The 13,795-nt window shown below is 31.0% G+C and carries 9 protein-coding genes; 7 read left to right on the top strand and 2 right to left on the bottom strand.

From position 1 onward, the window contains the following. Nucleotides 1-17 precede the first annotated feature (17 nt). Nucleotides 18-752 carry a biotin--[acetyl-CoA-carboxylase] ligase gene (locus Q1A15_RS14255; protein WP_299625234.1) on the top strand — a complete coding sequence of 245 codons (735 nt, stop codon included), beginning with the start codon at nucleotides 18-20 and terminating at the stop codon, nucleotides 750-752. On the opposite strand, the gene Q1A15_RS14250 is transcribed toward Q1A15_RS14255, so the two are convergent. Further along, nucleotides 753-1,142: an SRPBCC family protein gene (locus tag Q1A15_RS14250; RefSeq protein ID WP_299625231.1), complete on the bottom strand. Its 390-nt coding sequence runs from the start codon at nucleotides 1,140-1,142 to the stop codon at nucleotides 753-755. A 36-nt stretch (nucleotides 1,143-1,178) separates the two neighbouring features. Further along, on the bottom strand, nucleotides 1,179-1,820 hold the full coding sequence (gene pyrE / locus Q1A15_RS14245; RefSeq protein WP_299625229.1) for an orotate phosphoribosyltransferase: 642 nt from the start codon (nucleotides 1,818-1,820) through the stop codon (nucleotides 1,179-1,181). A gap of 7 nt (nucleotides 1,821-1,827) precedes the next feature. Here pyrE and Q1A15_RS14240 point away from each other — a divergent pair, with 7 nt between their 5' ends. The 6 genes from Q1A15_RS14240 to Q1A15_RS14215 all read left to right on the top strand — a co-directional run bounded on the left by Q1A15_RS14240 (nucleotide 1,828) and on the right by Q1A15_RS14215 (nucleotide 13,719). Then, nucleotides 1,828-2,439: an NUDIX domain-containing protein gene (locus tag Q1A15_RS14240; RefSeq protein ID WP_299625227.1), complete on the top strand. Its 612-nt coding sequence runs from the start codon at nucleotides 1,828-1,830 to the stop codon at nucleotides 2,437-2,439. 119 nt (nucleotides 2,440-2,558) lie between these two features. Beyond that, a complete protein-coding gene (gene dnaK / locus Q1A15_RS14235) occupies nucleotides 2,559-4,466 on the top strand; it encodes a molecular chaperone DnaK (RefSeq protein WP_299625224.1) in 1,908 nt (635 codons plus the stop codon). Nucleotides 4,467-4,622: 156 nt separating this feature from the next. Then, complete coding sequence (locus Q1A15_RS14230; protein WP_299625222.1) at nucleotides 4,623-7,550, top strand: sensor histidine kinase; 2,928 nt, start codon at nucleotides 4,623-4,625, stop codon at nucleotides 7,548-7,550. A gap of 94 nt (nucleotides 7,551-7,644) precedes the next feature. Then, nucleotides 7,645-8,862 (top strand): histidine kinase, encoded by a 1,218-nt coding sequence (locus Q1A15_RS14225; protein WP_299625220.1) that lies wholly within the window; start codon nucleotides 7,645-7,647, stop codon nucleotides 8,860-8,862. After that, nucleotides 8,855-9,595, top strand: coding sequence for a response regulator transcription factor (locus Q1A15_RS14220; RefSeq protein WP_299625217.1), 741 nt, complete (start codon nucleotides 8,855-8,857; stop codon nucleotides 9,593-9,595). The genes Q1A15_RS14225 and Q1A15_RS14220 overlap by 8 nt, the downstream gene beginning before the upstream one ends. 101 nt (nucleotides 9,596-9,696) lie before the next feature. Next, nucleotides 9,697-13,719 carry an InlB B-repeat-containing protein gene (locus tag Q1A15_RS14215; protein ID WP_299625211.1) on the top strand — a complete coding sequence of 1,341 codons (4,023 nt, stop codon included), beginning with the start codon at nucleotides 9,697-9,699 and terminating at the stop codon, nucleotides 13,717-13,719. Nucleotides 13,720-13,795 lie beyond the last annotated feature (76 nt).

Here is a 13,795-nt window from a genome sequence, read left to right as displayed (position 1 = left end):
CGTTATAATTAGCATTTATGAATATAATCAAACTTGATGCCACTGCATCAACCAACTCTTTTTTGAAAGAATTGTCAGTAGAATCTGAACTTTCTGACTATACTGTTGTCGTCGCAGATGAGCAAACTTTAGGGAGAGGACAAATGAATACAACTTGGGTTTCTGAAGCTAAAAAGAACCTTTTGTGTAGTGTTTATGTAAGGTTGAGTGATGTGCCCATTTCTAAACAAGTATATCTTAACTTTGCTATAGCGATAGCGATACATGAAGCTTTGTCTAGTTTTAAGCTGACAAACTTAGAAATTAAATGGCCTAACGACATTCTGTCAGAGAAAAAGAAAATCTGTGGTATACTAGTCGAAAATATCCTAAAAGGGAACAAAATAGATGCTACAATAATTGGAGTAGGAGTGAACATTAATCAAACAGACTTTCCTACTTACTTACCAAAAGCTTCTTCAATAAAAAATATTACTGGGAAAGAAATAGTAATAGAAGATGTGTTAGCTGAAATTATTTCTAAACTAAAAGAGAAAATAAGTTTACTAATCAATAAAGATTATGATGTTTTGAATGAAGAATATCATAATGTATTGCATAAAAAAAACATCCCTAGCATGTTTAAAGATGATAAAGATGTTGTTTTTATGGGTAAAATATTAGAAGTCGAAACTTCTAATGGAAAACTTATTATTGAACTTCCTGATGAAACTTTAAAATCGTTTCAATTAAAAGAAGTTGTTTTCATATAATTAAAGTTTTGCTAAGTTTTCTGTAAGAGTATTGATAAAGTTTGTTAATGGTTTTTTAACCATCATAGCCATCATTGGATTAAAGCTACTTTCAAACTTTAACTGAACATTACTTTCACTGTCTGATACTTCTTGAATGTCTGCAGCTAAAGTAAAAGGTAATTTACTGCTTGCAGCTCCTAAAGTAACGTTTGAAAATTCAGTTTTCTCTTTCATTACTAATCTAATTTCTGGCATTCCTTTTAATCCAAAAATGAAAGATTCACCATCTACTTCGAACTTTTCTGTATTTTCAGGCATTAAAACTTTAAAGTTTTCTAACTGAATTAAAAAATCGAATAAGTCTTTTTGTGATTTATTTACGCTAACGCTATTTCCTTCAATATTCATTATTTATGGTAGATTTAAATGATCAATTTTTAAGTATTATTGTTTCCACTCGCTAGGATTTAATCTCCAACTTTCTAAAGTTTGCAATTCTTTCTGAGTGATATAATTGCTATCTAAAGCTTGTTCTAATAAATTTTCGTAGTTGCTTAAAGTAGAAAAATCTAAATTGTGTTCTCCAAATGTTTCTTCAGCAACAGCAAAACCATAAGAAAATATAGCGACCATTCCTTTTACATTAGCATTGGCTTCTTTTAAAGCTTTAATAGCATTTAAACTACTTTTACCAGTACTAATTAAATCTTCAACAACGACTACATTTTGTCCGCTTTCTAAAAAACCTTCGATTTGGTTTTTACGTCCATGTTTTTTTGGTTCTGGTCTAACATAAACGAAAGGTAACCCTAATTCTTGTGCAACAAGTACACCAATTGCAATAGCACCAGTAGCTACTCCAGCAATTACATCAGGTTTTCCATATTTCTCTTCAACGAGCTTTGCTATTTTTTCTTTAAGAAAATTTCGTACTGGTGGATATGATAATGTAACTCTATTATCACAATAAATCGGAGATTTCCAACCAGAAGCCCAAGTAAAAGGCTCGTTTGGGCTTAATTTGATGGCTTTAATCTGCAAAAGAAGTTCAGCAGTTTTTTTTGCAGTATCTTTGTTTAAAATCATAGCGCAAATGTATAAAGTTTTTGTGAATGATCGACCTATAATATTTACTTCTTCGTTAAAAAATGAGGAAGATCTTCCGTTGTTAAAAATCAAAAATATAGTAATCTCACGGGTTATAAATCAGGTAAAAACTGGTAAATTAAAGGGAGTATACTTGTTTTCAAATACACTCGAAGGAGATTGGTTAGCTTTCTGTAAAAAGTATAACATGATTAAAGCTGGAGGAGGATTGGTGTCTAACGATGAAAACGAACTATTATTTATTTATCGAGCAAAAAAGTGGGATTTACCAAAAGGTAGAATAGATGGTGATGAAGATATACAAGATACTGCACTTAGAGAAGTAAAAGAAGAATGTGGTATTCAAAATCTAGAAATTAAACAATTTTTACTCAATACTTACCATTTCTATTATGATAATAGAAAACTACGATTAAAGAAAATTTATTGGTATTTAATGCATACGGATCATAAAGGTAAATTAAATCCTTTGTTAGAAGAAGGAATTAAAAAAGCAGAATTTAAAAAATCTGATGCAGTTGCTAAGGCCTTAAAAAAGACATATGCCAATGTTAGAACTGTTTTAGCAAAATACAATGATTTAAATATCGAAAACTGACATCATGTCACCGCATTTTAAGCTTTTCTGTCAAAAAAAATAAAAAAACTTAATGGCATAACCTTTGACATCTGTTACTCGTAAAAATTAAGATTAAAAATAAAATCGATTATAAAGTTATGAGTAAAATTATAGGAATAGATTTAGGTACTACCAACTCATGCGTTTCTGTAATGGAAGGAAATGAGCCAGTAGTAATTCCTAATTCAGAAGGAAAAAGAACTACACCTTCTGTTGTAGCATTCGTAGAAGGAGGAGAACGTAAAGTTGGAGATCCAGCTAAGCGTCAGGCAGTAACTAACCCAACAAAAACTGTTTATTCAATTAAGCGTTTTATGGGGAATCATTATTCTGAAAGTTTACGAGAAGTAGAAAGAGTTCCTTATGAAGTAGTAAAAGGAGATAACGATACTCCTCGTGTAAAAATTGATGATCGTTTGTATACTCCGCAAGAAATTTCTGCGATGGTATTACAAAAGATGAAGAAAACTGCTGAAGACTATTTAGGACAAGATGTTGCTGAAGCAGTAATTACAGTACCAGCATATTTTAACGATGCACAACGTCAAGCTACTAAAGAAGCTGGAGAAATTGCAGGATTAAAAGTTCGTCGTATTATCAACGAACCAACTGCTGCTGCATTAGCTTACGGATTAGATAAGGCTGATTCTGATAAGAAAATCGTAGTATTTGACTTTGGTGGAGGTACACATGATGTTTCTATCTTAGAATTAGGAGATGGAGTATTTGAAGTATTAGCTACTGATGGAGATACACACTTAGGAGGAGATGATGTAGATGAAAAAATCATCAACTGGTTAGCTGACGAGTTTAACGCAGAAGAGAATATGGATTTACGTAAAGATCCAATGGCGTTACAACGTTTAAAAGAAGCTGCAGAAAAAGCTAAGATTGAATTATCTAGTACTACATCAACTGAGATTAACTTACCATATATTACAGCTACTGCTAGTGGGCCAAAACACTTAGTTCGTACATTAAGTAGAGCTAAATTTGAGCAATTAATCGACGATTTAGTAAAGAGAACAATTGAGCCATGTCAAACAGCATTAAAAAATGCTGATTTAAGTACTTCTGATATTGACGAAGTAATCTTGGTTGGAGGTTCAACTCGTATTCCTGCAATTCAAGAAGCTGTTGAGAAGTTTTTCGGAAAAGCGCCAAGTAAAGGTGTAAATCCAGATGAGGTAGTTTCTTTAGGAGCTGCAATTCAAGGAGGAGTTTTAACAGGAGATGTTAAAGATGTATTATTATTAGATGTTACACCTTTATCATTAGGAATTGAAACTATGGGTAACGTATTCACTAAATTAATAGAAGCGAATACAACTATTCCAACAAAGAAGTCACAAGTATTCTCTACAGCAGCAGATAATCAACCATCTGTTGAGATCCATGTATTACAAGGAGAGAGAGCAATGGCTGCAGATAACAAAACAATTGGACGTTTCCATTTAGATGGTATTCCACCAGCACAAAGAGGAGTTCCTCAAATCGAGGTAACTTTCGATATCGATGCGAATGGTATCATCAATGTTTCTGCAAAAGATAAAGGAACTAACAAAGAGCAAAATATCCGTATCGAAGCTTCTTCAGGATTAACAGAAGAGGAAATCCAAAAGATGAAAGCAGATGCTGAAGCTAATGCAGAAGCAGACGCAAAAGCTAAAGAAAGTATCGATAAGATTAACGGAGCTGACTCTATGATTTTCCAAACTGAAAAACAGTTAAAGGAATTTGGAGATAAATTATCAGCTGATAAGAAAGCGCCAATCGAATCTGCTTTAGAAGAGTTGAAAAAAGCTCACGAAAGCAAAGATTTAGCTCAGATTGATGCAGCAATGGAGAAAATCAACGAAGCTTGGAAAGTAGCTTCTGAAGAAATGTATGCTGCACAGCAACAAGCTGGTGGAGCTGCAGGAGGACCTCAAGCTGATGCTGGAGCAAATGCGCAAGCAGATAGTAACGATAATGTAGAAGATGTAGACTTCGAAGAAGTGAAGTAATTCACAACTTTTATACCATATTAAAAACCAGTTTTACGAAAGTAAAACTGGTTTTTTTATTTGGGAAATATTTTGATTCAGCTGGGAAGTGAATAATGGATAAGGTTTTTTTATTGACTTCAGTTTCCTTATTTTGTGAACACACAAAATAATTCAATGCGCGTCTTTAAAAAGATATTATTTCTGTTTCTGTTGAGTTTATCAGTATTTATTACTGCTCAACAACCAGTATTTACACAACTCACAGAAAAAGATGGATTACCAGATATTGAGTTTTACAATATTGTAGAGGATAACAAAGGTTTTATTTGGTTAGCAGCTGATAAAGGTTTATTCCGTTATGATGGAAAGAAATTCAAAAATTACACGCATCCGGATAAAAGAGGATTATCTGTTTTTGGAGTGAAATTAGATGATCAAGGTAGAGTTTGGTGTAATAACATATCAGGACAGTTTTTTTATGTAGAAAACGATTCATTAAAACTATTTAAAGATGTTAAGAATGAGGCTAAAGGAGAGCTAACAAATTTTATTTTTTTTGAAAATAAACTTGTCATCTATTATTACAGGGAAATTATTTTAGTTGATTTAAATAATTCAAATATTGTAAAGAAAATTAATGATGATAATAAAACAATATCTGTTATAAAAAATGATAGAAATCTTTCATACATTATAGAGGATCATAAGTTCAGTATTGGGGTTGACGGAGAATCAAACATAGAAAAGAAATTCAAAAATAAATTACAATCAAACTTCTTCTACATTAGTTGGAGTTTTATTCCTTTTAGAGGTAAAAACTTTTTTTTAGGATTAGAAAAACTAGCAACAAAAGTAAATAAAGAAAATAATAGGTTAGTATTAGAGACCCAAGATAGTTTAGTAGAAATTAAATTACCTAATATTCTAAAATATACTCCATATATCGATTATTACATATACGAAGATTTATTATGGTTAGCTACCGAAAATGGTGTATTTATTTGTGATTATGATCATTTAGCAGGTGAGATTATAATTAAAGACCATATTTTTAAAGGAAAGGGAGTCTCTAAGGTCATTAAAGATAGAAATGATAATTATTGGTTTACTACGCTTAGGAACGGTGTTTATATTGTTCCTAATATTCATTTGAATGAACTTAAGTTCGATTTAACAGATGCTAATATAACAGCAATGAGTAAAATAGGAGAAGATAAAATATTAATTGGTTCTTCTCAAGGTAGCCTTGATTTAGTAGATGTAAACACAAAAAAACGAACAAAATTACCAACGTTAAAAAAGGAAAAAGTATTTGCAATTGTTGAAATTAGTGAAAATAAGGCTATTGTGGGTTATGAAACATATACATTAATTATAGATGTTAACGATTTTAGTTATGAATATATATCCAACTATTATCTTTCTGGAGTAAAAGATTTTTCATTTGTAGAAAAGAATAAGATTTTAGTGGCTTCATACAATTCCGCATCAGAATTAAAATTAAGTTCAAAAGAAATTAAATCAACACAACTAGGTCCATTACGTTCTTACACTATACATCATAGTAAAAAAAATGACAAGAAATACGTAGGTTATGTTGATGGAACAAGAGTTTATGATGATAAAAATAAAGAGTTAAAAATATTACATAAAGATAGAGAAGTTTTTACTATAGATATTGGAGAAACAAACGATGGAACAGTTTGGTTATCTACATTTAAAAAAGGAATTCTAGGTGTTAAAGAGAACTATATTTATGTGAATTATAATAGGAATAATGGCTTGTTATCAAATTTAACTAGAGAAATTAAAGGAGATGGAGATAACTTGTGGATTTCAACTACAAATGGAGTACAGTTATTAAATACAAAAACTAAAAAGTTTAGAAACTTAACCCGCAGAGATGGAATAAATACATATAATATCACAGATATTATTCCTTTTGAGAAAGAGTTGTTTTTTAGTTCTAATAAAGGAGTTATTGTAGTTGATAGAGAAAAGTTATTTAAAAAAGTGAATACACTTGAGTTTTATTTTACAGATGTTTCAATTAATGATAAAACTAGAGAATTAAAAGAGAAATACGATTTGAATTCTGATGAAAATAAAGTACACTTCAAGTTTCAAATCAATGGTTTTTTATCAGAAGAAAATGTTCAATATTCTTATAAATTATCGAATAAAAAAGATGCTGGTCTATGGAATAATCTTGATGAAAATATTAATCAGGTAACTTTTAATAATCTTGCTTCAGGAACTTATGAATTTACTCTTAAAGCTACATCAATAGATAATCCGACAAATGAATTTTCAAGAACTATAAATTTTGCTATTGCTTTACCGATTTACAAAGAATGGTGGTTTATATTACTCGTGTTTTTATCTGGAGTTGTTTTTATCTGGTATCGCTTTTATACACGTTTAAAAAGTATTAAACGTAGGCAAAATGTGGCTTTGGAAAAAGCGCGATTGCAGAAAGAGTTGGTTTCTACAAAATTAGAAACGTTACGATCTCAAATGAATCCGCATTTTACGTTTAATGCATTAAATTCAATACAAAATTTAATTTTAAAGAATGATAAGCAAGAAGCCTATAATTACTTGACTAAGTTTTCTTCTTTAATTCGTGAAAATTTACATTTAAGTACACAAAATTTTGTTGTTTTTGAACAAGAACTTTCATTGATAAATAGATATTTAGAACTTGAAAAACTTAGGTTTAAAGAAAGCTTCAGATATCAAATTATCGTAGGAGAAGATGTTGAAGAAGTTAAAATTCCAACTATGATTATTCAGCCTTATGTAGAGAATGCAATAAAGCACGGTTTGCTTCATAAAAAAGAAGGAATGAAAAAAATAAAGATAGAATTCTACATTAAGGAAGGTGTTTTAGTGAGCAAAATTTTTGATAACGGAATTGGAGTTAAAAGGTCAAAAGAAATTCAACAAGCCAATGGTGTAAAAAGAAAATCATTTTCAACAAAATCAATTCAAGAACGATTATTATTTCTGCGTGATTATTATAAAACCGATATTGGAGTAGAGTATCCTGAAGTCGAAGAAGGAACGATGGTTATTATTAAAATTCCTTATTTGTCTTAATTCATTTTAAGTTTTAGCTATTCGGAAGCTTTTTTACTACGTTAAGAAAGTAAATTTTAAACTCTCACATTTATGTTAGTATTTGTAGAGTTGAATGAAGAGATTTTTAGAAAAATATATCTATAATCAAGATCTAGCGCTACAAGGATTGGATGCAAAACGTATTACGATTCTTAATTTTTGTTGTCTAATGATGGGACTCGATATCGTGTTTTTTACAATCAAACGGCTTTTTGAGAGAACACTAACACTTGAAATAGGGTATTGTTATATTGCTTTTTTATCACTGTTTATTGTAGTCTATATACTACAAAAAGCAAATTATTATATCGTAGCTAGAGTACTATTTTTATGTTCTTATGTTATAGCTGTAGTTGGTTTAACGCATGTGTTATTTGTTTACGAAAATACCGAGTATAATTATTTGGCACTACCAATTTTAGCTTTATTCTTTTTTGATAAAAAGTGGGTGCATTATTTCACATTGATCTTATCTGTAGTTTTGTTTTTCATACCTTATTACATAACTGGAAAGCGGAATATTGAAAACTTTGTACCTGAGGAAAAAATATTCTTATTCGTAATCTTATTTTTAGTAGTCAATTTTTTTAAAAAATTAAATGAATCGAATGAGAAGAAATTAAAAACGGCTTATATTGAGTTAGAAGAGAAAAGAAAAAACGAATTTGCTCATTTACAATTGAAATCATTAAAAGCACAAATGAATCCGCATTTTATGTTTAATGCCATGAATTCGATTCAAAATTTGGTATTAAAGGGAGATAAACATAAAGCTTATGATTATCTAACAAAGTTTGCTGCTTTGATACGAGAGAATCTAAATATGAGTGAGAAAAGTTTTATTTTTTTTGATGAAGAATTATTACTGTTGGAGAAATATTTAGAATTAGAAAAGCTTCGATTTCGAGATAGTTTTGAATATAAAATAGTTGGAGGAGAAACCTTATTTCATATTAAAATACCTTCAATGATTATTCAACCATTTGTAGAGAATGCCATTAAACATGGATTGTTGCACAAAAAAGAAGGGATTAAAAAAATAATTTTAAATTTTGAATTAAAAGATGTCTTACATTGTACTATTATTGATAATGGAGTAGGTATAGAGGAATCAAAAAGAATTAAGCAAAGAAACGGAGACAAAAAGACTTCGTTATCTACAAAATTAATAGAGGAAAGGTTAATGCTATTGAAGGATTATTATAAATCGAATATCGGATTCAATTATGAAAAAGTTAAAGAAGGAACGAAAGTAATTATTAAAATACCTTTTATTAAAGAAGATGAGTAAATTAAAAGCAATATTAGTTGACGACGAATTAAATGCAAGAGAAAATCTAAGGTATTTATTAGACGATTTTTGTCCAGAAATTTCTGTTGTAGGAGAAGCTTCTAATATTGATGATGCTGTGCAATTAATAGAAAAAGAAACCCCAAGTATAGTGTTTTTAGATATTGAAATGCCAGAGAAAAATGGTTTTCAAATCTTTAATGAATTCGAAGAAATTAATTTTCAAGTCATTTTCATAACTGCTTACGATCAGTATGCGATAAAAGCATTTCAAGTGGCAGCGATAGATTATTTATTAAAACCAATTGAAGTAAGTTTATTGCAAAATGCAGTTAAAAAAGCGCAACTTTTTATTAGTCAGAAAAAGTTAGATACAAGAATACCTGTATTAAAAGAGAATAAAAAAGAATTAAAAAAAATAGCGATTCCGTATAAGAACGATTATGCAATAATCGCAACAGACGATATTATTTGTATCCAAGCAGATCGAATGTATTCTATCATTTATACTACTAATAATAAGGAATACATAGCCTCAAAAAAATTAAATCACTACGAGAATTTATTTGAAAATGTAACCTCTTTTACGAGAGTTCACAGATCATGGATCGTTAATACAAATCATATCATTATTTACTCAAAAAGAGATAGACAGTTAAAACTTACTTTAGAAAAATTGATACCAGTCAGCAAAGGTTATAAAGAATCTTTTGAAGCTTCATTCACTTCCTGAAAAATAACTTAGGAAACAAAATATGTTCATTCGGAAATAAAAAAGTTCACCTTTAAAAAGCATATTATTCTTTTGTGTTATAATTATATAATCAAAAAGTTATGCTTAAAAAAATACTTTTAATGGTAGTTATACCACTTTGTGTAGGATTAGGTGCACAAACAAGAGTTTACAGCGGTTTTCCTGCGGGTAAAGGAATTGCGGTAATAAATGATATGGCCTACACAATGGTTGGCTCAGAATTAAAAAGTGTATCACTTACCCAGTCAAACCCAACTGAACAAGTTGTATCTAGTGGTTATAATAATAGTCCTTTTAATAATATAGCTTTTCAAGGAACTATGATATATCGAGAAGGAAATTCTTGTATTATACCAGGAGGTGGAGTATCAAAGTTTGCTTATGCATATCCAAGCGGTTCAAGATCTATCACTGCAATAAACGGGCTTAGCGCAAATGCATTGTTTGTTTACAATGGAGATCTTTATTTTTTATCAAAAAGAGGTTCGTTTTCTAATATAGAAATTAAAAGATATACAGGAGGAACAAATACAACTGTAGTTGCAACTTTACCTACTGCTTGGAATAGCGTTTATGACGCAATAGTTGTTGGGGATAATTTATATTATACGTCATATTCAGAAGGAAGAATTTATAGAGTTGATTTATCTGCTAGTTCTCCTAGTGCGCAAGTATTCAAATCTGGTTTATCAGATCCTTGGGGAATAAGGCATGCACAAGGATATCTTTATTTTATTGATGCAGGTTTAAATGGTGGAATTAGAAGAATTTCTGTAAACGGAGGAAGTGTTCAAAATGTAGGAGGAACAATTCCTTACGGAAGAACATTAGATATTGTTGATCAAGATATATATGTTTTATCACCTGCTTCTGTAGCAAACGGAGGTGGAGTTTATAAGTATACTGATCCCAACATTGTTCCTGTATGTAAAGCGCCAACAGCTCCTCAGGTAAGTTTTGTAGATGAAACTACTGCAGATGTAAGTTGGACGGCTCCAGCGAATTCAGTAGATTCATACGAGTTAACATATGTAGAAACTGGACAGTCAATTAGTAGTGGTACAACTATTCAAAATATCTCAGGAACTTCGGTACAGATTAATAATTTTGTTCCAGGAACTAGCTATGATATTTATATTAAAACAAATTGTACAGGAGCATTAACAGCAACGTCGGATAATGTTAAAGTGGTTTATGTTGCAAAATCTTGTAATAAGCCTAATAATCTTAGAGGAATATTAACTGGAGCAACAACAGCTGACATAACATGGGATCCAGTTGCAGAATTTGTTGATTCGTATGAGTTGACATATGTTGATGCTGGACAACCTATAAGTTCAGGAACAACAATTCAAAATATTTCTGGAACAACTACATCTTTAACAGGATTAGTAAATGGTCAAGAATATGATGTCTATGTAAGAACAAACTGTGATAACAGATTTAGTGCCCCTTCTGAATACCAAAAAATAACTTATACTCAAACTACACGTGTGTATGTAAGTCAATTTGCTACAGGAAGTAATACAGGAGGATCATGGGCAAATGCTTACACAAGTTTAGAAACTGCATTAGCAAGTAATTTAAATGGTAAAACAGAAGTTTGGATAGCAAGAGGAACATATACACCTTCATCAAATAATAGAAACGCAAGATTTGAGTTTAATGTTGATGGATTATTAATCTATGGTGGTTTTGCTGGAAATGAAACAAACTTAAATCAAAGAGATTATTTAAGTAATAAAACAATCTTAAGTGGAGATTTGTTGAGAAATGATGATGCCAATGTCACTTTTAATAATACTACAAGAAGTGATAATAGCTTAAGAGTTATTAATGTTGCTGGAAACAATATAGTCATTGATGGAATTACAATTTCTGGTGGTTATGCAGATGCAACTTCTGGAGATGGTAGATTTGGAGCAGGTTTATCTCTGAGTCCTAATATAAGTAACTTCACAATTAAAAACACAACAGTTAAGGATAATGTTGCTTATTGGGCGGCAGGATTAAATTTATCAGCAGATAAATCAGGGTCGGTAGTTATATCAGTAGATGCTTGTGTTTTTGATAATAATTTAAGTTCTAATTCAGGTACAGCAATGTATGTTATTCCAAGAGAAGGAACTAATGTAACCTATTTTATATTAACAAATTCATTATTTAAAAATAACAGAACGACAGATGATGGTTCTAGAAAAGCTAAAGGAGGAATGGTTTGGGTTAGAGCACATTATACGGGAACTATAATTTCTACGAACATTATAAATAATACATTTGTTAATAATCTTAATGAAGGAACAGATGCAAATTCAGATTTTGCAACAGTTGCTCTAAGTAGAAATACAGGTAGTTATGGAAATAGTTTTGTAGCAAATAATATTTTCTGGGGAAATAAAAACAATAATGGAAATGTGGCTTTAGCTGTTGGAAAAGGAGGAGGGACTAATTTTACTAATAATTTAGCAGCCTTGAACAGTATAGATGAGGATAATTTTTCTAACATTTCATTTTTAGCTTCAAATACGAGTAATAGTGACCCTTTGTTTACTGATGCGGCTAATGGAGATTTTACAATACAAACCAATTCGCCAGCAAAAGATACTGGTGACAATAGTAGAATACCTTCTGGTGTATCAACTGATTTATTTGGTAATCAACGAATATTTAATACTACTGTTGATATGGGAGCGTATGAATTCGGACCAGCTGCTCCAGTGATAAAAAAGGCATTAAATGTAACTGCTACCAATGGTTCGGTAACTATAAGTCCTAGTTCGGCAGATGGACTTTATGTAGATGGAACATCAGTTGAATTAACAGCTACACCAGCTGTAGGTTATCAATTCGATGGATGGAGTGGAGATGCAACAGGAACTACAAATCCATTAACCATTACTATGGATGCTGATAAAACAGTTACAGCAATGTTTAGTAAAATTCAACGTACCTTAACTATTAATGCTACAAATGGTTGGGTTAGTAAAAATCCAAATCCACCAGGCGGAGCTTACGATGATGGAGCATCAGTTGAATTAACAGCTACACCAGATGCTGGATATCAATTTGATGGATGGAGCGGCGATGCAACTGGAACGACAAATCCATTAACGATTACTATGGATACTGATAAAACAGTTACTGCAATGTTTAGTAAGATTCAACGAACATTAACTATTAATGCTACAAATGGTTCGGTTAGCACAAACCCTAATCCAACAGGAGGGACTTATGATGATGGAACTTCAGTTGAATTAACAGCAACGCCAGATGCAGGTTATCAATTTGATGGCTGGAGCGGCGATGCAACAGGAACGACAAATCCATTAATGATTACAATGGATGCTAATAAAACAGTTACAGCAATGTTTAGTAAGATTCAACGAACATTAACTATTAATGCTACAAATGGTTCTGTTAGTACAAATCCAAATCCAACAGGAGGAACATATGATGATGGAACTTCAGTTGAATTAACAGCAACGCCAGATGCAGGTTATCAATTTGATGGCTGGAGCGGCGATGCAACTGGAACAACAAACCCATTGACAATTACTATGGATGCTGATAAAACAGTTACAGCTAATTTTAGTCTTATTCAGCGTACATTAACAGTTAATGCTATTAACGGAACTGTAAATATCTCTGTTCCAACTTTTGGTCCAAAAAATATCAATAATACCCCAACGATTAGTCAGTTTAATGACAGAACAATAGTTAGGTTAGAAGCTATTCCAGATGCTGGATATAAATTCGATGGTTGGAGTGGAGATATAACTAGTACAGCAAACCCTGTTGATGTTGTTATGGATGCAGATAAAACTATTACAGCAATGTTTAGTGCAGTAACGGCTAGTGTTGTTGATGAAGAGTTTAATAAAGAAGTAAAAATATATCCTATACCAACTTCAGATATCTTAAATATTAAAGTAACAACGGGTTATGATATAAAGAAAGTTGTTTTGTATAGTATTGTAGGGAAAAAGGTGTTAGAAACAAAAGAGAAAAAGATGAATCTATCTAGTTTGGTAAGCGGAATTTATATACTTAAAGTAACAAATTCGGAGGGACGCGTAGCATCTAGAAGGATTATTAAGAAATAATGATGAATGCTATAAAGAAATATAGACTAGAAATTCTGCTCTTGCTTTTATATTCATTAGTGTTTTTCATCATATT

This window comes from uncultured Tenacibaculum sp., assembly GCF_947495995.1.
In the GTDB taxonomy this organism is placed as follows: Bacteria; Bacteroidota; Bacteroidia; order Flavobacteriales; family Flavobacteriaceae; genus Polaribacter.
Note: the sequence above shows the minus strand (reverse complement) of the source record. Positions and strands in the feature narration are given on the sequence as shown.

Bases quoted from the DNA above. Each gene is read 5' to 3' on its own strand.
- Q1A15_RS14215 (WP_299625211.1), top strand. From the start codon at position 9,697: ATGCTTAAAAAAATACTTTTAATGGTAGTTATACCACTTTGTGTAGGA.
- Q1A15_RS14250 (WP_299625231.1), bottom strand. From the start codon at position 1,142: ATGAATATTGAAGGAAATAGCGTTAGCGTAAATAAATCACAAAAAGAC.
- dnaK (WP_299625224.1), top strand. From the start codon at position 2,559: ATGAGTAAAATTATAGGAATAGATTTAGGTACTACCAACTCATGCGTT.
- pyrE (WP_299625229.1), bottom strand. From the start codon at position 1,820: ATGATTTTAAACAAAGATACTGCAAAAAAAACTGCTGAACTTCTTTTG.
- Q1A15_RS14230 (WP_299625222.1), top strand. From the start codon at position 4,623: ATGCGCGTCTTTAAAAAGATATTATTTCTGTTTCTGTTGAGTTTATCA.
- Q1A15_RS14220 (WP_299625217.1), top strand. From the start codon at position 8,855: ATGAGTAAATTAAAAGCAATATTAGTTGACGACGAATTAAATGCAAGA.
- Q1A15_RS14255 (WP_299625234.1), top strand. From the start codon at position 18: ATGAATATAATCAAACTTGATGCCACTGCATCAACCAACTCTTTTTTG.
- Q1A15_RS14240 (WP_299625227.1), top strand. From the start codon at position 1,828: ATGTATAAAGTTTTTGTGAATGATCGACCTATAATATTTACTTCTTCG.
- Q1A15_RS14225 (WP_299625220.1), top strand. From the start codon at position 7,645: ATGAAGAGATTTTTAGAAAAATATATCTATAATCAAGATCTAGCGCTA.